The 20,479-nt window shown below is 62.9% G+C and carries 21 protein-coding genes and 1 tRNA gene; 21 read left to right on the plus strand and 1 reads right to left on the minus strand.

All coding sequences use genetic code 11. The features are described from left to right. The first annotated feature begins 63 nt into the window (after nt 1–63). The 19 genes from ROZ00_02470 to ROZ00_02560 all read left to right on the plus strand — a co-directional run bounded on the left by ROZ00_02470 (nt 64) and on the right by ROZ00_02560 (nt 17,302). Nucleotides 64–807, plus strand: coding sequence for a TerC family protein (locus ROZ00_02470; protein MDT3735071.1), 744 nt, complete (start codon nt 64–66; stop codon nt 805–807). Between the two features lie 16 nt (nt 808–823). Then, nucleotides 824–1,249 carry a universal stress protein gene (locus ROZ00_02475; protein MDT3735072.1) on the plus strand — a complete coding sequence of 142 codons (426 nt, stop codon included), beginning with the start codon at nt 824–826 and terminating at the stop codon, nt 1,247–1,249. Nucleotides 1,250–1,483: 234 nt separating this feature from the next. Then, nucleotides 1,484–1,909 (plus strand): nucleoside-diphosphate kinase, encoded by a 426-nt coding sequence (gene ndk / locus ROZ00_02480; GenBank protein MDT3735073.1) that lies wholly within the window; start codon nt 1,484–1,486, stop codon nt 1,907–1,909. Further along, entirely contained in the window at nt 1,910–3,052 is a 1,143-nt protein-coding gene (rlmN, locus tag ROZ00_02485; GenBank protein MDT3735074.1) for a 23S rRNA (adenine(2503)-C(2))-methyltransferase RlmN, read from the plus strand. Beyond that, nucleotides 3,049–3,831, plus strand: a complete 783-nt coding sequence (pilW, locus tag ROZ00_02490; protein MDT3735075.1) for a type IV pilus biogenesis/stability protein PilW — start codon at nt 3,049–3,051, stop codon at nt 3,829–3,831. Before rlmN ends, pilW begins: the two co-directional genes overlap by 4 nt. Then, nucleotides 3,828–4,664: a DUF4115 domain-containing protein gene (locus ROZ00_02495; GenBank protein MDT3735076.1), complete on the plus strand. Its 837-nt coding sequence runs from the start codon at nt 3,828–3,830 to the stop codon at nt 4,662–4,664. The genes pilW and ROZ00_02495 overlap by 4 nt, the downstream gene beginning before the upstream one ends. Before the next feature lie 17 nt (nt 4,665–4,681). Beyond that, entirely contained in the window at nt 4,682–5,923 is a 1,242-nt protein-coding gene (ispG, locus tag ROZ00_02500) for a flavodoxin-dependent (E)-4-hydroxy-3-methylbut-2-enyl-diphosphate synthase (protein ID MDT3735077.1), read from the plus strand. 7 nt (nt 5,924–5,930) lie between these two features. Beyond that, nucleotides 5,931–7,235: a histidine--tRNA ligase gene (gene hisS, locus ROZ00_02505; protein ID MDT3735078.1), complete on the plus strand. Its 1,305-nt coding sequence runs from the start codon at nt 5,931–5,933 to the stop codon at nt 7,233–7,235. Then, entirely contained in the window at nt 7,222–7,887 is a 666-nt protein-coding gene (locus ROZ00_02510; protein ID MDT3735079.1) for a tetratricopeptide repeat protein, read from the plus strand. The genes hisS and ROZ00_02510 overlap by 14 nt, the downstream gene beginning before the upstream one ends. Continuing rightward, complete coding sequence (gene bamB / locus ROZ00_02515; protein MDT3735080.1) at nt 7,887–9,035, plus strand: outer membrane protein assembly factor BamB; 1,149 nt, start codon at nt 7,887–7,889, stop codon at nt 9,033–9,035. The genes ROZ00_02510 and bamB overlap by 1 nt, the downstream gene beginning before the upstream one ends. Before the next feature lie 7 nt (nt 9,036–9,042). Further along, nucleotides 9,043–9,645, plus strand: a complete 603-nt coding sequence (locus ROZ00_02520; GenBank protein MDT3735081.1) for a methyltransferase domain-containing protein — start codon at nt 9,043–9,045, stop codon at nt 9,643–9,645. Beyond that, nucleotides 9,645–10,973 (plus strand): ribosome biogenesis GTPase Der, encoded by a 1,329-nt coding sequence (gene der, locus ROZ00_02525; protein MDT3735082.1) that lies wholly within the window; start codon nt 9,645–9,647, stop codon nt 10,971–10,973. The genes ROZ00_02520 and der overlap by 1 nt, the downstream gene beginning before the upstream one ends. 89 nt (nt 10,974–11,062) lie before the next feature. Next, a complete protein-coding gene (gene hfq, locus ROZ00_02530; protein MDT3735083.1) occupies nt 11,063–11,299 on the plus strand; it encodes an RNA chaperone Hfq in 237 nt (78 codons plus the stop codon). Between the two features lie 52 nt (nt 11,300–11,351). Beyond that, nucleotides 11,352–12,476, plus strand: coding sequence for a GTPase HflX (gene hflX, locus ROZ00_02535; GenBank protein ID MDT3735084.1), 1,125 nt, complete (start codon nt 11,352–11,354; stop codon nt 12,474–12,476). 51 nt (nt 12,477–12,527) lie between these two features. Further along, nucleotides 12,528–13,760, plus strand: a complete 1,233-nt coding sequence (hflK, locus tag ROZ00_02540) for an FtsH protease activity modulator HflK (GenBank protein ID MDT3735085.1) — start codon at nt 12,528–12,530, stop codon at nt 13,758–13,760. Beyond that, on the plus strand, nt 13,760–14,638 hold the full coding sequence (gene hflC / locus ROZ00_02545; GenBank protein MDT3735086.1) for a protease modulator HflC: 879 nt from the start codon (nt 13,760–13,762) through the stop codon (nt 14,636–14,638). Before hflK ends, hflC begins: the two co-directional genes overlap by 1 nt. Nucleotides 14,639–14,642: 4 nt before the next feature. Continuing rightward, entirely contained in the window at nt 14,643–14,828 is a 186-nt protein-coding gene (locus ROZ00_02550; protein ID MDT3735087.1) for a DUF2065 domain-containing protein, read from the plus strand. A 2-nt stretch (nt 14,829–14,830) separates the two neighbouring features. Then, nucleotides 14,831–15,988, plus strand: a complete 1,158-nt coding sequence (locus ROZ00_02555; GenBank protein ID MDT3735088.1) for an ATP phosphoribosyltransferase regulatory subunit — start codon at nt 14,831–14,833, stop codon at nt 15,986–15,988. A gap of 3 nt (nt 15,989–15,991) precedes the next feature. After that, on the plus strand, nt 15,992–17,302 hold the full coding sequence (locus ROZ00_02560) for an adenylosuccinate synthase (GenBank protein ID MDT3735089.1): 1,311 nt from the start codon (nt 15,992–15,994) through the stop codon (nt 17,300–17,302). Nucleotides 17,303–17,349: 47 nt separating this feature from the next. On the opposite strand, the gene ROZ00_02565 is transcribed toward ROZ00_02560, so the two are convergent. Then, a tRNA-Leu gene (locus ROZ00_02565) sits at nt 17,350–17,436 on the minus strand. 33 nt (nt 17,437–17,469) lie between these two features. Between ROZ00_02565 and rnr the strand changes: the two genes are divergently transcribed. Both rnr and rlmB read left to right on the plus strand, forming a co-directional pair. Further along, on the plus strand, nt 17,470–19,698 hold the full coding sequence (gene rnr, locus ROZ00_02570) for a ribonuclease R (GenBank protein MDT3735090.1): 2,229 nt from the start codon (nt 17,470–17,472) through the stop codon (nt 19,696–19,698). Further along, nucleotides 19,691–20,437, plus strand: coding sequence for a 23S rRNA (guanosine(2251)-2'-O)-methyltransferase RlmB (gene rlmB / locus ROZ00_02575; GenBank protein ID MDT3735091.1), 747 nt, complete (start codon nt 19,691–19,693; stop codon nt 20,435–20,437). The genes rnr and rlmB overlap by 8 nt, the downstream gene beginning before the upstream one ends. The last annotated feature ends 42 nt before the right edge of the window (nt 20,438–20,479 follow it).

The following is a 20,479-nucleotide window of genomic DNA, read 5'->3' on the forward strand; positions in this document are numbered from 1 at the left end:
TTTTGCTGCTCCCCAGGTTTGCTGGGATAATCTCGGCGCCCCCAACATTGCCGTAGCAAATACATGTTTGAAGCCGCACTGACCGCCGGGTTCTGGATATCCGTCCTGCAAATCATTGCCATCGACATCCTGCTCGGCGGGGATAATGCCATCGTGATTGCGCTGGCCTGCCGGCGCCTGCCCGAGGAGCAGCGGAAACAGGGCATCTTCTGGGGCGTGGTCGGGGCCATCGGCCTGCGCGTCATCCTGATCTTCTTTGCCTTGCAGCTGCTAGCCATTCCATTCCTGAAAATTGTCGGCGGCGCATTGCTCTTGTGGATCGGCATCAAGCTCCTGCAGCCCGAGGACGACGGTGAGCACGGCAAGATAGAGGGCAGCACCCATCTCTGGGGCGCGATCCGCACCATCATCATTGCCGATGCGGTCATGAGCCTGGACAACGTGATTGCCGTTGCGGCAGCCGCAAAGGGCGATCTGTCACTGGTGATTTTCGGCATTCTCGTCAGCATTCCCATCGTCGTCTGGGGCAGCAGGTTCGTGCTCAAGCTGATGGACCGCCTGCCAGTCGTGATTACCTTCGGCGGGGCGCTGCTCGGCTGGATCGCCGGCGACATGCTGCTGGGCGATGCCGCGGTGAAGCCGTACCTTGAAGGCCAGCCGGGCTGGCTGAAGTACCTGGCCTCCACGGCGGGCGCCTTGCTGGTGGTGGCGGTCGGTACCTGGCTGGCGAAGCGGGCAGAGCGGCCGAAGGCAGTCGTCGAAGTGGCGTCGAGCGGGCCAGGAGAGGAGAGGGGCGATGTCAGGTAACGACAGGAAGTCAGTCATGCCGAAAGTACTGGTGCCGGTCGACGGTTCGGCCTACACGGATCGGGTCATCGACCAGTTGCTGCAGCAGTTGGTGACGCAAGGGCCAATGGAACTGCATTTGCTCAATGTGCAGATCCCGGTCGATTCTGGGCACGCACGCATGTTCGTCTCAACCGAGGACGTCGAGGCCTACCACCGTGAAGAGGGGCTTCAGGCCCTGAAATCGGCACGGGAAAAGCTTGATGCCGCGGGCGTCAAGTACAACTGGCATGTTGCGGTCGGCCATATCGCCGATACCATCGTTCAATTTGCGCGCGAGCATGCAATCGACCGTATCGTCATGGGTACGCACGGCCGCTCGGCGCTGACGCATCTGCTGCTCGGCTCGGTAGCCAGCGATGTGTCCCGTTCCGCGGGTGTCCCGGTTACGCTTGTCAAATAATTCCGGCTCTGCACCCTCGGGGGATGATACTTAAGAGGTTATTTCAGACCCTTCTGCTCCCTGTTACCGGATCCCTGAGCCTTTTCGAAGCCACGTCCCCGCGGGATATGATCCGTCCTTGAGCTTACATCACGTCCTGCATCCGCAGGACAATGCTGTTTTTTGCTGTTAAAATAATACGTTAAATGCGATTGACTGTACCTTTTTTCAACTCTTTGATTTTGGAGTACTTAGATGGCTGTTGAACGCACCCTGTCGATCATCAAACCCGATGCCGTGGCCAAGAACGTGATCGGCAAGATCTACTCCCGCTTCGAAACCAACGGTCTGACCATCGTGGCGGCCAAGATGAAGCATCTTTCACGTCAGGAAGCGGAAGGATTCTATGCCGTGCATCGCGAGCGGCCCTTCTTCAAGGATCTGGTCGAATTCATGATCTCCGGCCCGGTGATGATCCAAGTGCTGCAGGGCGAGGGCGCCATCGCCAAGAATCGCGATCTGATGGGTGCCACCGATCCGAAAAAGGCTGCAGCGGGAACCATCCGTGCCGATTTCGCCCAAAGCATCGATGCCAATGCGGTGCATGGCTCGGATGCACCGGAAACGGCAGCCGTTGAGATCGCCTACTTCTTCCCGACGATGGACGTCTATCCGCGCTAAATGAAGCAGAACCTGCTCGAATTCGATGCCGCCGGCCTGACGGCCTGGTTCGCCGGAATGGGCGAGAAGCCCTTTCGTGCCAAGCAGGTGCTGCGCTGGCTGCATCAGTTTGGGGTGGAAGATTTCGAGCGCATGACGGACGTTGCCAAGAGCCTGCGCACCCGCTTGGCCGAACACGCCGAGGTACGCCTGCCACAGGTGCTGCGCGACTCGACCGCAGCGGACGGCACGCGCAAATGGCTGCTGGATGTCGGCAACGGCAATGCCGTCGAGTGCGTCTTTATCCCGGAGGAGAACCGCGGCACGCTGTGCATCTCCACCCAGGCGGGCTGCGCCCTCGACTGCGCCTTCTGCTCGACGGGCAAGCAGGGCTTCAACCGCAACCTGACGACGGGCGAGATCATCGGCCAGCTCTGGTGGGCGAAAAAGGCACTGTGCGATTTTCGTGCCCACGGAAGCAGCGACACAAACTGCCGTACCGCAGGGACTGACTTTTCTGCCGATCGCATCATCAGCAACGTCGTGCTGATGGGCATGGGCGAGCCGCTGGCCAATTTTGAGAATGTCGTCGCCGCGCTGCATCTGATGCTGGACGACAATGCCTACGGCCTGTCGCGACGGCGGGTGACGGTATCGACTTCCGGCATCCTGCCGGCCATGGACCGGCTGCGTGATGAATGTCCGGTGGCGCTGGCGGTGTCGCTGCATGCACCGAACGACGCGCTGCGCGACCGGCTGGTGCCGATCAACAGGAAATATCCCCTGGCCGAACTGATGGCGGCCTGCCGGCGCTATCTGGAAAGATCACCGCGCGATTTCATTACGTTCGAATACGTCATGCTGGAGGGCGTAAACGATTCAGAAGAGCAGGCCCGCGAGCTGATCCGGCTCGTGCAGGACGTGCCGTGCAAGCTCAACCTGATTCCCTTCAACCCCTTTCCGGCTTCCGGGTTCAAGCGTTCTCCCGCCCAGCGGGTGCGCCGCTTCGCCGAGATTCTGATGCAGGCTCACATCATCACGACGACGCGCAAGACCCGTGGAGAAGACATCGACGCCGCCTGCGGCCAGTTGGCCGGACAGGTCCGCGATCGAACCCAGCGCCGGGAGAAACGCATTACCACCATTGCGGAGGCCGCACCGTGAAACGAGCCATACTGATTCTCTCTGCAGCACTCTTCGCTGGTTGTGCCGGCACCAATACCGGTCCTGGCCCTTCCGCCGCGCCGGTCTCGGAACAGGCCCCTGCCGGGCAGGCCGAAAGAAGCGCCAAGACGCATACCGAACTTGGCACCTTGTACTTGCAGGCAGGAAATCTGGCCGTTGCGCTCGAGGAAGCGCGTCTCGCTGCCGCAATCGACCCTGGTTATGCTCCGGCGTTCGACCTGATGGGGCTGGTGCATCTGGCGTTGAACGAAATGCCCCAGGCCGGAACGGCCTTCGAGCGCGCCTCGCAGTTGGCTCCCGGCGACCCGCAGATCGCCAATGATTATGGCTGGTTTCTTTGCCTGAGCGGGCGGGAGCAGGAGGCGTTCAAGTATTTTGAGGCGGCGGCGAGAAATCCCCTGTACAAGACGCCGACCCGCCCCTATACAAACGCCGGATTGTGTTACCTGAGGGTCAAGGATGAGAAGTCTGCCGAGGCGAATTTCCAGCGTGCCGCGATGGCCGATGGATCGAACGCGCAGGCGATTTATCATCTTTCCAATCTCGCCTACAAGCGTGGGGATTATTTCAATGCCAAGAAACTCCTTGGCGAACTGCACCGCCTGATGGAGCCGAATGCCGAATCGTTGTGGTTGGGGGTCCGTATCGAGCGAAAGATTGGCGACCGTCAGGCCGAGGCGAGCTACTCTTCCCAGTTGCGGCGCAAGTTCGCCGGCACGCCTGAACACCAGGCGCTCCTGCAGGGCAATTACGAGTGAGCGATACGGATGTCCCGGTGATGGAAACGCAGGCGGTCCCCGGACCGGGCGCCATGCTGCGCATGGCGCGAGAGGCACGCGATACGTCGGTCGCTGAGGTGGCGGCCGCACTCAAGATGAGCCCCCGGCAAATTGAAGCGATCGAGAATGAGGACTTCTCGCGATTGTCCGGTGCAACGTTTATCCGAGGCTTTGTCCGCAATTACGCCCGATTGCTCAAGATCGATGCTGCGCCGGTGCTGGCTGCGCTTGCGGAGCAGGCGGCACTGCCTCAGGCAGAATTGAATGCGCCAGCGGATGCAGGAGTGAAAATGCCGATGTCCGGCAGCCGGCAAGGCAAAGGACTGGTTGGGTCCACCGTGCTGGCACTGGGAGTGCTCGGTATCGCCCTCGCGCTCTATTTTGACGCCATCGACATCGATTATTTCCTGGGACCCAAGGCTGGTCCGGCAACCTCCATGGCGGGGGGGGCGCCGCAGATTGTCCAGCCGCTGCCCCAACCGGCCGCTGCCGGCCAGCCAACGGCACAGACGGAGGGCACTGTCGCCGTCACGCAGCCTGACGATGCCCCCGTGCAGCCGGCCCTGACACCGGGAGTGCAACAGCTGATTTTCAGCTTCGACGGCAGTTCCTGGGTCGAGGTGAAGGACGCGGGTGGTCACACGGTCTTTTCCCAAATGAACGCAAAAGGTACGACGCAAGTGGTCGAGGGGCGCCCGCCATTCCAGCTGGTGGTGGGCAATGCCTCCCATGTCCGGCTGCATTACAAGGACCAGCCGGTTGACCTCAGGCCGCACACGCGCGTCGAAGTGGCGCGGCTCACACTCGACTGAACCGGATGGACATGGCCGTGGAACAGACAGGCGGACCGCTTGCCCGCCGCCAGACGCGCATCGTCAGGATCGGCGGCGTGGCAATCGGCGGCACTTTTCCTGTCGTCGTGCAGTCGATGACCAATACCGACACCGCGGATGAGGTGGCCACTGCCATCCAGGTGGCGCAGCTCGCGCGTGCGGGATCGGAGATCGTGCGCATCACGGTGAACACGCAGGAAGCTGCGCGCGCCGTCCCGGGGATCCGCGAGCGCTTGCTCGCCATGAATCTCGACGTGCCGCTGGTCGGCGACTTCCATTTCAATGGCCACAAGCTGCTGGCCGAGAATCCGGCCTGCGCCGAGGTGCTCGACAAGCTGCGCATCAATCCCGGCAACGTCGGCCGCGGCGCCAAGCGCGACGACCAATTCGCGCAGTTGATCGAGCTGGCCTGCCGCTACGGGAAACCGGTGCGCATCGGGGTCAACTGGGGCAGCCTCGACCAGGCGCTGCTGGCGCGCATCATGGACGAGAACGCGCGGCGACCCCAGCCGAAGGATGCGACGCAGATCATGCGCGAGGCGATGGTCGCCTCGGCGCTGGAGAGCGCCGCCAAGGCGGAGGAACTCGGCCTGCCCGGCGATGCCATCGTGCTCTCCTGCAAGGTGAGCGGGGTGCAGGACCTGATTGCCATCTATCGCGATCTCGCCGCCCGCTGCGACTATCCGCTGCACCTCGGCCTGACCGAAGCCGGCATGGGGTCGAAGGGCATCGTCGCCTCGACGGCCGCCCTGTCTGTCCTGTTGCAGGAGGGCATCGGCGACACCATCCGCGTGTCGCTGACGCCGGAACCCAACGGCGACCGCACGCAGGAAGTCGTCGTTGCCCAGGAAATCCTGCAGACCATGGGGTTGCGCGCCTTTACGCCGCTGGTGGCGGCCTGCCCCGGCTGCGGCCGCACCACCAGCACGGTGTTCCAGGAGCTGGCGCAGGAAATCCAGTCGCATGTGCGGGCGCGCATGCCGGAATGGAGGCTGCAGTTCGAGGGGGTCGAGAACATGACCCTGGCCGTGATGGGCTGCGTGGTGAACGGTCCCGGCGAGAGCAAGCATGCCAACATCGGCATCAGCCTGCCGGGCACCGGCGAAACGCCAGTGGCGCCGGTGTACGTCGACGGCGAGAAGACCGTCACGTTGAAAGGGGACGGCATCGCCGAGGAGTTCAAGGCGATTGTCGACGATTATGTTGCGCGAAAGTATCCGCGCAGGGCGACAAGCTGATTTTGCAATGAACCAGACGATTCAAGCGATCCGCGGGATGAACGACATCCTGCCCGATGAAGCGGAGTTGTGGGAGCGCTTCGATGACGCGGTGCGCGGTTGGTTGCGTGCCTACGGATACCGGCCGATCCGCATGCCGGTGGTAGAGCCGACGCCGCTTTTCTCTCGTGCCATCGGCGAGGTGACGGACATCGTCGAGAAGGAAATGTACTCCTTCGTCGACTCCCTCAACGGCGAGGCCCTCACACTGCGTCCCGAAGGCACTGCCTCGTGCGTGCGCGCGGTGCTGCAGCACAGCCTGCTCCATGCCGGGCCGCAGCGCCTGTGGTATGCCGGCCCGATGTTCCGCCACGAAAGGCCGCAGAAGGGACGCTACCGCCAGTTCCACCAGTTCGGCATTGAAGCCTTCGGCTACTCCGGGCCGGACATCGATGCCGAGCAGGTCGTCATGTGTGCGAGGCTGTGGGACGAACTGGCCCTAACCGGCATTCGTCTGGAGATCAACTCGCTCGGCAGCGCAGAGGAGCGGAGCCGGCATCGCGCAGAGCTGATCGCCTACCTGGAACGCCATCGCGATGCCCTCGATGCCGATGCCCAGCGCCGGCTGCATTCGAACCCGCTGCGCATCCTCGACAGCAAGAATCCGCACATGCAGGAAATCATCCTGGGCGCGCCGAAGCTGATGGACTTTCTCGGCGAGGCCTCCCTTGAGCATTTCGGCGGCGTGCAGGCACTGCTCAAGGAGGCCGGCATTCCCTATCGCATCAATCCGCGACTGGTTCGCGGACTGGATTACTACAATCTGACCGTTTTCGAGTGGATCACCGACAAGCTGGGCGCCCAGGGCACCGTCTGTGCCGGCGGCCGCTATGACGGACTAATTGAGCAACTCGGCGGCAAGCCGGCGCCGGCCTGCGGTTTCGCAATGGGTGTCGAACGCATCGTCGCCTTGTTGAAAGAAGAGCATGGCGCGGAAGCGGAACAGGCGGCGCGCACAACGCCAGACGTCTATGTCGTGCACCAGGGGGAAGTTGCCCAGCGCCCGGCTTTCCGCGCTGCCGAGGCCCTGCGCGCGGCAGGCTACGATGTGCTGTTCCATTGCGGTGGCGGCAGCTTCAAGTCGCAGATGAAGCGGGCCGATGCCTCCGGCGCGCAATTGGCCGTAATCATTGGCGATGATGAGGCGCGCGAAGGCAGCGCCAGCCTGAAACCCTTGCGCGAGGATGTGCCGCAAAGGCGCATCCCGCTGGACCAACTCGCCGACGAGATCGGCAATTATCTTTTTGGGGATGACAACGATGGCAGTCTATGACCTGGAAGAGCAGGAGCAGATATCCGAGCTGAAAACCTGGTGGAGAATGTATGGCAACCTGGTCACGGCCGCGCTGTTGGCGGTTTCCGCGGCGGTGGTTGGCTGGCAGGCTTGGAACTGGTACCAGGGCAAACAGACGGCTGAGGCCTCGGTGATCTATGCCGCCGTCCAGAAAGGCGCCATGGAAAGGGATGCCAAGCGGGTGCGCGAAGCTGCCGGGGAGCTTACCGAGAAGTATCCCGGTACAGCCTACGCCGCGATGGCGGCGCTGACTTCTGCGCGGATGCAATTCGATGCCGGCGATCTGAAGACAGCCCGGGCACAACTGCAGTGGGTCGCCGAGAAGGCACGCGACAAGGATTTGCGAGATCTTGGCCGGCTGCGACTGGCGCATGTCCTGTTTGACGACAAGGCGTTGGACGAGGCGCTCAAACTGCTGGCCGGGGAGCCGGTGCCGGCCTTTGCGGCGCGTTACGACGAGTTGAAGGGGGACATCCTGGTGGCGCAAAACAAGAAGGCAGAGGCCAAGTCCGCCTATCAGGCCGCCCTGACGAAGCAGGATGCCATCGACAAAGCCGCGGGCAGCCAGAGCGGGCGGGAAACCCAGTATCGCGGCCTGTTGCAGATGAAGCTCGATTCGCTTGGGGAATAATGATGCGCCTTATTCTCGCGTTGCCGCTTGCCGTCGTGTTGTCCGCATGCTCGACCATGGAGAAAATCAATCCGGTGAACTGGTTTTCCAGTGCGCCGAAGGTGAGGCCCGCCGAGTTGGAGCCGATCAGCCCGAGCGCTACGCTGGCGGTCCTCTGGCAGTCGGGAGTGGGCAGCGCCGGCGGCTACGTGCTGACACCTGCCGTGGTCGGCTCGAGCGTCTATGCAGCCGCGCAGGACGGGACAGTTGCCCGCTACGACAGCGGAAGCCAGGTCTGGCGCATCAATGCGGGACAAACGGTATCCGGTGGCGTTGGTGCAGATGGTCGTCTGGTGGTGGTTGCCACGGCGAAGGGTGAGGTGCTGGCTTTTGACAACACGGGCAAGGTTTTATGGAAGGCGCGCGTGACCTCCGAAGTTCTGGCGGCGCCGCAGGTCGCGGAAGGCCTGGTCCTGGTGCGCAGTGGCGACAACCGCATCTTCGGCCTTGACGCTGCGGACGGCAAGCGCAAGTGGGTGTACCAGCGCAGCACGCCGGCGCTTTCCCTGCGCAGCAATGTCGGCGTGACCGTGGCCGGCAAGGTGGCGCTGGCCGGCTTCCCGGGAGGCAAGCTGGTGGCGATTGCGCTGAACAACGGTGCCGCGATGTGGGAGGCGACGGTAGCCTTGCCGAAGGGGGCCACCGAACTGGAACGAGTTTCCGACGTCACCAGTGCCCCCGTGGTTGCCGGGCGCGAGGTCTGTGCCGCTGCCTACCAGGGGCGCGTCGCCTGCTTCGATCTGGCTTCCGGAAACCATCTCTGGTCGCGCGACATGTCATCGGCGGCGGGCATCGACGTGGATGCCCGGAACATCTACGTGACGGACGACAAGGGCGCAGTGCATGCGCTGGATCGCGCCAACGGCGCGACGGTGTGGAAGCAGGACAAGCTTTTCATGCGGCAGGTGAGTCGCCCCATAGCTCTGGGCAGCCATGTCGCCGTGGGCGATTTTCAGGGCGTGGTGCACCTCCTGCGCCGGGAGAATGGCGCCTTTGCCGCCCGTCACAATACGGACAGCAGCGGCATTGCGGCCGAGCCGCAACGGATCGAGCGGGGTTTCCTCATGCAGACGCGTAACGGCGGCCTCTATGCATTGACGGTTAATTGAGTTGCGCATGGCCGACCCGGTAGACTTTTTCGATTGCCAATTCAGGCGCCAAGTCGAATCGGAGGAGTTCATCCTCAATCCCTTCGAGCAGGCCGCTTTGCCGTACCTGAAGGGGCGGGTGCTTGATCTGGGGTGCGGCCTGGGCAATCTCGCGCTTGAGGCGGGCCGGCGTGGCTGCGATGTCCTCGCCGTGGATGCCAGCCCCACCGCAGTTGCGCGCATCAACCGTGATGCCGCAGCCGGAAAGCTCAAGGTGCAAGCCGTAGCCTGCGATATTGCGGATTACGAGATACAGGGGTGCTACGACAGCGTAGTTTCCATTGGGCTCCTGATGTTCTTCCCTCGCGACAAGGCCCTGTCCCTGCTGGAGAGGGTCCAATCCTGCGTCAATGCGGAAGGCTGCGCGGTCGTGAATGTATTGACCGAAGGCACCACCTATCTCGAGATGTTCAGCGAGGATCGCTACACGCTGTTCGGACGGGACGAACTTGCGCAGTGGTTTTCCGGATGGGACATATGCCTTTCCCGCCATGACGAATTCGATGCCCCGGGCGGCACGCGCAAGGCCTTTTCCACCGTGATTGCGAGCAGGATAGCGGCCAGACCGTAATGAAGCCCACCCTCGTCATAGTCGGCCGGCCCAACGTCGGCAAGTCCACCCTGTTCAATCGCCTGACCAAGTCGCGCGATGCCCTGGTGGCGGACATGCCCGGCCTGACCCGTGACCGCCACTACGGCCACGGCCGGGTCGGTGCGCGACCCTATCTGGTGGTGGATACCGGCGGTTTCGAGCCGAATGCGAAAGCGGGCATCCTTGCCGAAATGGCACAGCAGGCTGAGGCGGCGATTGCCGAGGCCGACATGCTGCTGTTCATCGTCGATGGGAGGGCGGGTCTGACGGCCCAGGACAAAACCATCGCCGAACGCCTGCGCCGCACCGGCCGCCCCGTGCTGCTGGTGGTGAACAAGGCGGAAGGCATGGATCGCGCCATGGTCGGCGCCGAATTCCACGAACTGGCGTGCGGCGACCCCTTGGTGATTTCCGCCGCCCACGGCGAGGGGGTGAGAGAACTGGTGGAGGAAGCGCTGGCGCCTTTTCCCGAAGCGGAAGAGACGACAGAGGAAAGTCAGTCTCCGCGGATCGCCGTGGTGGGACGGCCCAACGTCGGCAAATCCACGCTCATCAACGCGCTCCTCGGCGAAGAGCGCGTCATCGCCTTCGACCAGCCCGGCACAACGCGTGATGCCATCGCCGTGTCTTTCCAGCGCAAGGGCAAGGATTACACCCTGATAGACACCGCCGGCCTGCGCCGCAAGGGCAAGGTTTTCGAGGCCATCGAAAAATTCTCCGTCATCAAGACCCTGCAGTCGATCGAAGAGGCTAATGTCGTCATCCTGGTGCTCGACGCCAGCCAGGACATTTCCGACCAGGATGCGCACATTGCCGGTTTCTGCGTCGAGGCAGGCCGTGCCATGGTAATTGCCGTGAACAAGTGGGACAGCGCCGACGATTACCGGCGTGACCGGATCAAGCTGGACATGACGCGCAAACTGGGCTTCCTGAACTTCGCCAATGCACACTTCATCAGTGCCCTGAAGGGCGAAGGCATTAATCCGATGATGGCCTCGGTCGATGCGGCCTACGCCGCGTCGATGGTGAAAATGCCCACACCCAAGCTTACGCGCCTCCTGCAGGCTGCCCTTGAGAAGCAGGCGCCGCCCCGACATGGCATCTTCCGTCCCAAGCTGCGCTATGCCCACCAGGGCGGCAACAACCCGCCGGTCATCGTCATTCATGGCAATGCGTTGGAGCATGTCCCGGACTCCTATCGCCGCTACCTGGAACGCACCTACATCGATGCTTTCAAGTTGAAAGGCACTCCGCTCAGGGTCGAATTCCGCACGACACGAAATCCCTACGCGAATAAAGAGCACTAATAGGCGCCTCGTCCCCGGCCGGTGGCGGACTGCGGAAAAATCCGGTAAAGTACCGTTTCAAAAAACAATTTTTTACGTGGGGCCACACCATGAGCAATAAAGGGCAACTTTTACAAGACCCGTTCCTCAACACTCTGCGCCGGGAGCATATTCCGGTGTCCATTTACCTGGTGAACGGCATCAAGCTGCAGGGGCAGGTCGAGTCCTTCGACCAATATGTCGTCCTGCTGAAGAACACCGTGACGCAGATGGTGTACAAGCACGCCATCTCCACCGTCGTCCCGGCGCGCCCGGTCAACATTCCCCACGAGCACGGCGAGAGTTGATGGCGGGCTGTTCCGGTTGGGCCTGCGCCCGCCGACCGTAGTCTCACATCCCATGTTCGAGCGCCCAGGCGGCGGCGAAAAGGCTGTTCTCGTTCAGCTGGATTTCGGCCATGGAGATATCCCGGAGCGGTTGGAAGAGCTGAAGCTGCTCGCCGCCTCTGCGGGCGCCGCAACCGTTGCCATCGTGCAGGGGAGACGGGAACGCCCGGATCCCGCGCTTTTCGCCGGCAAGGGCAAAGTGGCCGAGGTTGCCGATGCCATCCGTGACGGCAATGCCGACATCGCCATTTTCAATCACGAGCTGTCCGCAGCCCAGCAGCGCAACCTTGAAAAGGAACTGGGCTGCCGCGTCGTCGACCGTGCCAGCCTGATTCTCGATATCTTCGCGCAGCGCGCCAGAAGCCACGAAGGCAAGCTGCAGGTGGAACTGGCGCAACTGCAGCACATGGCTACACGACTGGTGCGCGGCTGGACCCACCTGGAGCGACAGAAGGGCGGTATCGGTTTGCGTGGTCCGGGCGAGACCCAGTTGGAAACGGACCGGCGCCTGCTCGGCAGGCGGGTCAAGGTGCTGAAGGATCGCCTGAAACAGCTTGAGCGCCAGCGTGCCGTGCGGCGACGCGCCCGGACGCGGAGGGACATGTTGGCGGTCTCGCTGGTCGGTTATACCAACGCCGGAAAGTCCACCCTTTTCAATGCACTTACCAAGGCTGGGACCTATGCCGCCGACCAGTTGTTCGCGACTTTGGATACCACCTCGCGGCGGCTTTTCCTGGAAGGTGCTGGACAGGTTATCCTCTCCGACACGGTGGGATTCATCCGCGATTTGCCGCATTCCCTCGTGGCGGCATTTCATGCCACTCTGGAAGAAACCGCGTCTGCCGATCTGCTTCTGCATGTGGTCGATTCGGCCAGTGCCGATCGTGATGCGCAAATAGAGGCGGTCAATGGCGTGCTGGAGGAAATCGGCGCAGCGCAGGTGCCGCAAATCCTGGTCTGGAACAAGATCGATGCAACGGGTGTCGAACCGGCGGTCGAGCGCGACGCCTATGGTAAACTCGTTCGTGTCCGTGTCAGTGCGAAAACCGGCGCCGGGCTGGACTTGCTGAGGCAGGCACTGGCCGAAACCGCGCGGGAGCATGCCGAACCCGTTTCATCAGTCGTCAACGCCGCTTGAACCAACTTTTGCAACAACCTTATTAGCGCCTCGATGATTACTGGCATTCTGATGTCGCTCAACGATCCCCAGTGGGGCAACAAGGGATCGAACCAGGGCCCGCCCGATCTTGAAGATCTGTGGCGCGATTTCAACCGCCGCTTGTCCGCTTTGTTTGGCAAGAGAAGCGGCGGAGGCGGCGATGGTGGCAATGGCAGTCCCCGCCCGCCGATCAATGCCAAGGTTTTCGGCGGTGGCATCGGTGCGCTTGTCATACTGGTGTTGCTGGTGTGGCTTGCGAGCGGTTTCTACATTGTCGATGCCAGCCAGCGTGGCGTCGTGCTCACCTTCGGCAAGTATTCACAGACCACCGAGCCGGGTTTGCGTTGGCGGCTGCCGTATCCGATTCAGACCCATGAAATCGTCAAGCTGACCGACGTTCGTGTCGTCGAGGTCGGCTACCGCGGGTCCGACAAGAACAAGGTGCTGAAGGAAGCGCTGATGCTGACGGATGATGAGAACATCATCAACATCCAGTTTGCCGTGCAGTGGTTCCTGAGGGACCCGCAGGAATATCTCTTCAACAACCGCAATCCGGAAGACACTGTGTTGCACGCGGCAGAGACGGCCATGCGCGAGGTGGTCGGCAAGAGCAAGATGGATTTCGCCCTCTACGAAGGCCGCGAGCAGGTGGCTGCACAGGCTTCGAAAATCATGCAGGAGATCCTCGATCGCTACCAGACCGGCATCGTCGTTTCCAAACTGTCATTGCAGAACGTCCAGCCGCCGGAACAGGTGCAGGCTGCATTCGACGATGCTGTCAAGGCAGGCCAGGACCGCGACCGACAGGTCAACGAGGGACAGGCTTATGCGAACGATGTCATTCCAAGGGCACGCGGAGCCGCCTCCCGCCTTTTGGAAGAAGCCAACGGCTACAAGAGCCGGGTTGTTGCCAACGCCGAGGGCGAGGCGAGCCGCTTCAAGCAGGTGCTGGTCGAATACAACAAGGCACCCGAAGTGATGCGGCAGCGCATGTATCTGGACACGGTGCAGCAGGTCCTCTCAAGCACCAGCAAAATCATGATCGATACAAAAGGCGCGGGCAATCTGCTCTATCTGCCGCTCGACAAGCTGATGCAGGCGGCGGGTATGCCGGCTACCGCAGCATCGTCCCAGGAGGCGACCCTTCCACTGTCCAGGTCTTTGCCTAACCTGGGGGCCGACGTGCCACCGCAGCTTGAACGCTCAGACGCGGCGGCGCGTTCGCGCGATTCGCTGCGCTCGCGAGAGAGGGGGGAGCGCTGATGAGCCGCAACCTGCCCTTCATCGCCGCCTTCATCCTGGCCTTGCTGGTTGCAGCTGCCATGTCGATGTTTACGGTTGATCAGCGCCGCTTCGCGATTGTCTTTCAACTCGGCGAAATCAAGGACGTCATTACCGAGCCGGGTCTGAATTTCAAGTGGCCGCTGATCCAGAACGTTCGCTATTTCGACAAGCGCATTCTCACCTACGACGCGCCGGAGCCTGAGCGTTTCATCACCTCGGAGAAGAAACCTGTCCTGGTCGACGCCTTTGTCAAGTGGCGCATCATCGACGTCAGGCAGTACTACATTTCCGTGCAGGGCGACGAGGCGCGCGCTCATGTCCGCCTGTCGCAGACAGTGAATGCCGGCCTGCGAGACGAGTTTTCCAAGCGGAGTGTGCATGACGTCGTTTCCGGCGAGCGTGAGAAGATCATGGATGAGGTGCGCACCAAGGCCGATGCAGACGCGCGTGCCATCGGCGTGCAGATCGTCGACGTGCGGCTGAAGCGTGTGGACCTGGTGCAGGAGGTGTCCGAATCGGTTTACCGCCGCATGGAAACCGAGCGCAAGCGGGTGGCCAACGAACTGCGCTCAAAAGGTGCAGCCGAGGCGGAGAAAATCAGGGCAGACGCAGACCGCCAGCGAGAGATCATCATCGCCGAGGCCTATCGTGACGCCCAGCGCCTGAAGGGCGAGGGCGATGCCAAGGCGGCAGCGATCTATGCCGGCGCATTCGGGCAGAACCCGGAGTTCTATGCTTTCTACCGTAGCCTCGAGGCCTATCGCTCAAGCTTCCGTAGCAAGAGCGACGTCATGGTGATCGAGCCGAACTCCGAGTTCTTCAAATACCTGAAGAGCACTGGCAAGGGCGGCAAGTGAAGTCGTGGTAACCACCCTGCTGATGGCGTTCGCGCTCATGCTGGTGCTTGAAGGATTGTTGCCCTTCATTGCGCCAAAGGCCTGGCGCGATACGTTTCGTCGCATAACGGAACTGGCTGACGGGCAAATACGCTTCATCGGCCTATCGTCGATCATTGTCGGCTTGATTCTCCTGTTCATCCTGAAATGACCATGCGCCGCTGGCTGCTGCCCGAGTCCATCGAAGACGTCCTGCCGTCCGAAGCGCGCAGGCTAGAGCGGTTGCGCCGCGCATTGCTTGATGAGTTCGGACTGCATGGCTACGAACTGGTCATGCCGCCGCTGCTGGAATATGTCGAATCCCTGCTCACCGGCAGCGGACACGACATGGACCTGCGTACCTTCAAGCTGGTCGATCAGCTGTCTGGCCGCACCATGGGCATCCGCGCCGACATCACGCCACAGGTTGCCCGCATCGACGCACATCTGCTCAACCGCAAGGGGGTGGCGCGCCTGTGCTACTGCGGCAGCGTGCTTCACACTCTGCCATCGGGGCTGACCGCCACGCGCGAGCCCCTGCAGATCGGCGCCGAACTCTATGGGCACGCTGGCATCGAGGCCGATGTCGAGGTGATCCGGTTGCTGGCGCAGGGCTTGGAGATCGCCGGGGTGAAGGCTTCACGCATCGATCTCGGCCATGTCGGCGTCTTTCGCGCCCTTTCGGTGCGCGGCGGCCTGGAGGCCGAGTTGGAGCAGGAGTTGTTTGCCGTGCTGCAGGCCAAGGACCTGCCCGCCCTGCGCGAGTTGGTTAAGGATGTCGAAGAACCGGTGCGCTCTGCCCTGCTGGCCCTACCCGAATGCTATGGCGGGCAGGAGGCCCTGGACCTGGTTCTCAAGCTGTTTCCGGGGGATGCCGAGATTGGTCAGGCAGTGAATGCCCTTCGCAGGCTGGCGGCCGAGTTGGCCGATCTTCCGGTGAGCTTCGATCTGGCCGATCTGCGCGGGTATCACTATCACAGCGGGGTGGTGTTTGCCGCCTACTGCAGGGGACATCCTGGCGCGATTGCACTGGGCGGGCGTTATGACAAGGTGGGCAAGGCCTTCGGGCGCGGCCGTCCGGCGACCGGCTTCAGCATGGATTTGCGCGAAGTGTCGCAGCTCGAGGCTGCATCGGCCCCGCCTCGCGCCATCCTGGCACCGGCGGATGGCACTGGGCTTCGCGAAGAGGTGAAAAACCTGCGCGCCATGGGACAGATCGTCATAGAGGCGCTGCCCGGACATGAAGGCACCTGGAACGAGGCCGGCTGTGACCGGCAACTGGTGCTGCGCTCAGGCATATGGACTGTCGAGAAAATTCAGGGAGAAGTCTAGAAAATGGCAAAGAACGTCGTCGTCATCGGCACCCAGTGGGGTGACGAGGGCAAGGGCAAGGTCGTCGATTGGCTGACCGATCACGCCCAGGGGGTGGTGCGTTTCCAGGGCGGCCATAATGCCGGCCATACGCTGGTCATCGGCGGAAAGAAAACCGTGCTGCACCTCGTGCCGTCCGGCATCCTGCGCGAGGGCGTCACCTGCTACATCGGCAACGGAGTCGTGCTGTCGCCCGATGCCCTGATGCGTGAACTGGACGAACTTCAGGCGGCCGGGGTCGACGCCGAATCGCGCCTGAAGATCTCCGAAGCCTGCCCGCTGATCCTGCCCTATCACCAGGCGCTGGACGTGGCGCGCGAAACGGCCAAGGGGGCCAACAAGATCGGCACCACCGGCCGCGGCATCGGACCCGCCTATGAGGACAAGGTGGCACGGCGCGGGCTGCGCGTGCAGGACCTGTTGCGGCCGAAGCGTTTCGCCGAGAAGCTGGCCGAGATCCTCGACTATCACAACTATGTTCTGAAGAATTATCTTGGAGCCGACGCCGTCGACTTCCAGCGTGTGCTGGAAGGCGCGATGGCCATCGCGCCGCGGCTGACGCGCATGATCGCCGACGTGCCGCGCGCACTCTACGATGCGCACAAGGGCGGTGCCAACCTGCTGTTCGAGGGCGCACAGGGCACCCTGCTCGACATCGACCACGGTACGTTCCCTTACGTCACCTCGTCCAATTGCGTTGCCGGCGCTGCGGCGGCGGGTGCAGGCGTCGGCCCTGGCATGCTGCACTACGTGCTGGGCATCACCAAGGCCTACACCACGCGCGTTGGCGGCGGGCCGTTCCCGACCGAGTTGTACGATGCGGTCGACAAGCTAGATCCGGTCGGCAAGCACATGGCCACGCGCGGCCACGAGTTCGGTGCCACCACGGGCCGGGCGCGCCGCTGCGGCTGGTTCGATGCCGCCGCGCTGAAGCGCTCCATCCAGATCAATGGTGTCTCCGGACTGTGCGTGACCAAGCTCGACGTGCTCGACGGCATCGAGGAAATGAAGATCTGCACCGGCTACCGCATCGATGGCCGCCTGAGCGACATCCTGCCGGTAGGTGCGGATGACCTTGAGCGGTGCGAACCGGTGTACGAGTCCTTGCCGGGCTGGAAGGAAAGCACTGTCGGCGTGAAGCAGTTCGAGGCGCTGCCGAAGGAAGCCCAGGCCTATTTGAAGCGGATGGAATCCCTCTGCGACGTCCCGGTGGACATGATTTCGACTGGCCCGGATCGCGAGGAAACGATTGTATTGAGGCACCCGTTCAAATGACGGGCGTAAAAAAAAGCCGGTCGCTGACCGGCTTTTTCCTTTGTATCTGGTGCCCAGAAGAGGACTCGAACCTCCACAGTGTTGCCACCGCTAGGACCTGAACCTAGTGCGTCTACCAATTCCGCCATCTGGGCAAAGAGGGCGCAATTTTAAAGGAAAGATCGATTTTGTCAAACAAGCCGAGCAAGGCGCGCAAGCGCGATCCGCACTACGAGCGCGAGGCCGGGAAATACGAGAATCCGCTGCCCAGCCGGGAGTACGTGCTGTCCACCCTCACCGAACGCGGGGTGCCGCTGGCCTTCGAGGCGCTGACGGAACTGCTCGATATCCGCGAGCATGAAGTCGATGCCTTCCAGCGCCGTCTGGGCGCCATGCAGCGCGACGGCCAGATCATGCAGAACCGCCGCGGCGACTATCTCATCCCTGACAAGGCCGACCTCATCCGCGGACGCGTCGAGGGCCACCCCGACGGTTACGGCTTCCTGGTGCGCGACGATGATGGACCGGACCTCTTCCTCGGCCCCAAGGAGATGGACAAGGCACTGCATGGTGACCGAGTCATGGCGCGCATCGTCGGCATGGATCGCCGCGGCCGGCCCGAAGGCAAGATCGTCGAGGTGCTTGAGCGCGCAAACCATCGTGTCGTCGGTCGCGTGCACAACGAGCACGGCGTGCTGTTCGTGGTGGCCGAGAACCGGCGCATCAGCCAGGACATCCTCCTTGCTCCCGGCGCCAAGCCCAAGGCAGTGGACGGACAGGTGGTGGTGGTCGAGATCATCGAACAGCCTTCGAAGCATTCCCAGCCGATCGGCAAGGTGGTCGAGGTGCTCGGCAACTATGCCGATCCCGGCATGGAAATCGAGATTGCCCTGAGGAAGCACGAGTTGCCTTTCGAGTTCTCCCGGGAGAGCCTGGCCGAGGCGAAGAAGCTGCCGGATGCAGTGCGCAAGAGCGACTGGAAATGGGAGGGCGGCGTCCGCGAGGACATCCGCCACCTGCCGCTGGTAACGATCGATGGCGAGACCGCGAAGGATTTCGACGACGCCGTCTATTGCGAACGCCAGGGCAAGGACGGCAAGGGGGGCTTCCGGCTGGTGGTCGCCATCGCCGACGTCAGCCACTACGTCCAGGCGGAGCGGGATCTCGACCGCGATGCCTATGAGCGCGGCAACTCGGTGTACTTCCCGCGCCGGGTGATCCCGATGCTGCCGGAGAAGATCTCCAACGGCCTGTGCTCGCTCAACCCGCAGGTCGAGCGCCTGTGCATGGTGTGCGACATGGCCATCGCCGCCAACGGCGTCATCAAGCGCTACCGCTTCTACCCCGCAGTCATGTTCTCCCACGCGCGTCTCACCTACAACGAGGTGGCCGAGGCGCTCTACGAGGAAAAGTCAGCCGCTGCGGAACGGCGCGCGGAGCTGCTGCCGCACCTGAGGAACCTGGATGCGCTCTACCGCGTGCTGGTGAAGGCGCGCTGGGCGCGCGGCGCCATCGACTTCGAGACGGTCGAGACGCAGATGATCTTCGACGACGAGGGCAAGATCGCGCGCATCATCCCGGTCAGCCGCAACGATGCCCATCGCATCATCGAGGAGTGCATGCTGGCCGCCAACGTCTGCGCCTCGGATTTCCTCCACGAAAGCGAACACGACGCGCTCTATCGGGTCCATGAAGGGCCGACACCTGAGAAACTGGAGAAGCTGCGCGAATTCCTCAAGGAATTCGGCCTGCAGCTGTCGGGCGGCGACGAACCCCATGCCAAGGACTATGCCAAGCTGCTGGAGAAGGTGAAAGGCCGGCCGGACATGCAGCTCCTGCAGACGGTAATGCTGCGCTCCCTCAAGCAGGCGATGTACAGTCCGGAAAACGTCGGCCATTTCGGCCTCGCCTACGAGTCCTACACGCATTTCACCTCGCCCATCCGGCGCTATCCCGACCTCGTCATCCACCGCGCCATCAAGGCGGTGCTGCAGGGGGAGAAGTACCGCCCGGGCAACTGGGAGGAGATCGGCATCCACTGCTCGCAAACGGAACGTCGCGCGGACGATGCGACGCGCGATGTCGAGTCCTGGCTGAAGTGCTACTACATGAAGGAGCGCATCGGCGAGGAATTCGCCGGCAGCGTCTCGGCCGTCACCTCCTTCGGCATTTTCGTCGCCCTGGACGATGTCTTCGTCGAGGGGCTCGTGCACATCTCCGATCTCGGCAGCGACTACTTCCACTACGACGACGCCAAGCATCAGCTTGTCGGCGAACGCAGCGGTAAGCGTTTCCGCCTGGCCGACCGCGTGCGCGTCCAGCTGGTTCGGGTGGACATGGAGAGCAGCAAGATCGATTTCCGCCTCGCCGAGGAGGCGGGGGAAACAGCGGGCGGGAAGGGCCGGCGGCGTGGCTGACACGCGCTTCATCTACGGCTTTCATGCCGTGAACGCCCGCCTGCGGCAGAGCGCCGGCAGCGTCGAGGAAATCTACCTGGCCGCCGGCCGCCAGGACGGCCGCACGCGCGACCTCGTCAAATTGGCCGAGGCGCAGGGCGTGCGCGTCATCGCCGCCGACCCGGCGCGGCTCGACGGCATGGCCGGCGGCGTTGGCGCCCGCCATCAGGGCGTGGTGGCGCGGGTCTCCGCCGCGCAGCGCCACGTCACGCTCGACGATGTCCTCGACACCCTGGCCGAGCCGGCCCTGCTGCTGGTGCTCGACGGCGTGCAGGACCCGCACAATCTCGGTGCCTGCCTGAGGGTGGCCGATGCGGCCGGGGCACATGCCGTCGTGGCGCCGAAGGACCGGGCCGTGGGGCTCAACGCCACCGCCGTCAAGGTGGCCTGCGGCGCCGCCGACACCGTGCCCTATGTCACCGTCACCAATCTGGCGCGCGCCCTGCGCGAGATGCAGGAGCGGGGCGTCTGGACCGTCGGCGCCGATGCCGAAGCCGGGAAGGACATCTACGGGGTCGACCTAAACGTGTCGCTGGCCCTGGTGCTGGGTGCCGAGGGCAGCGGCCTGCGCCGGCTGACCCGGGAAACCTGCGACGCGCTGGTGCGCATTCCGATGCACGGCAGCGTGGAAAGCCTCAACGTGTCCGTCGCCAGCGGCATTTGCCTGTTCGAGGCCCGGCGCCAAAGAAGCCTGGCGTAAGGCACAGGGCGCCCTATCACTCTGTTAGCCACAAGCGCTTGA

Source organism: Denitratisoma sp. (genome assembly GCA_032027165.1).
Classification (GTDB): Bacteria; Pseudomonadota; Gammaproteobacteria; order Burkholderiales; family Rhodocyclaceae; genus Desulfobacillus.

Coding starts and splice junctions, on each gene's coding strand:
- ROZ00_02470 (MDT3735071.1), top strand. CDS start 64: ATGTTTGAAGCCGCACTGACCGCCGGGTTCTGGATATCCGTCCTGCAA.
- ROZ00_02475 (MDT3735072.1), top strand. CDS start 824: ATGCCGAAAGTACTGGTGCCGGTCGACGGTTCGGCCTACACGGATCGG.
- ndk (MDT3735073.1), top strand. CDS start 1,484: ATGGCTGTTGAACGCACCCTGTCGATCATCAAACCCGATGCCGTGGCC.
- rlmN (MDT3735074.1), top strand. CDS start 1,910: ATGAAGCAGAACCTGCTCGAATTCGATGCCGCCGGCCTGACGGCCTGG.
- hisS (MDT3735078.1), top strand. CDS start 5,931: ATGAACCAGACGATTCAAGCGATCCGCGGGATGAACGACATCCTGCCC.
- ROZ00_02510 (MDT3735079.1), top strand. CDS start 7,222: ATGGCAGTCTATGACCTGGAAGAGCAGGAGCAGATATCCGAGCTGAAA.
- bamB (MDT3735080.1), top strand. CDS start 7,887: ATGATGCGCCTTATTCTCGCGTTGCCGCTTGCCGTCGTGTTGTCCGCA.
- ROZ00_02520 (MDT3735081.1), top strand. CDS start 9,043: ATGGCCGACCCGGTAGACTTTTTCGATTGCCAATTCAGGCGCCAAGTC.
- der (MDT3735082.1), top strand. CDS start 9,645: ATGAAGCCCACCCTCGTCATAGTCGGCCGGCCCAACGTCGGCAAGTCC.
- hfq (MDT3735083.1), top strand. CDS start 11,063: ATGAGCAATAAAGGGCAACTTTTACAAGACCCGTTCCTCAACACTCTG.
- hflX (MDT3735084.1), top strand. CDS start 11,352: ATGTTCGAGCGCCCAGGCGGCGGCGAAAAGGCTGTTCTCGTTCAGCTG.
- hflK (MDT3735085.1), top strand. CDS start 12,528: ATGTCGCTCAACGATCCCCAGTGGGGCAACAAGGGATCGAACCAGGGC.
- hflC (MDT3735086.1), top strand. CDS start 13,760: ATGAGCCGCAACCTGCCCTTCATCGCCGCCTTCATCCTGGCCTTGCTG.
- ROZ00_02555 (MDT3735088.1), top strand. CDS start 14,831: ATGCGCCGCTGGCTGCTGCCCGAGTCCATCGAAGACGTCCTGCCGTCC.
- ROZ00_02560 (MDT3735089.1), top strand. CDS start 15,992: ATGGCAAAGAACGTCGTCGTCATCGGCACCCAGTGGGGTGACGAGGGC.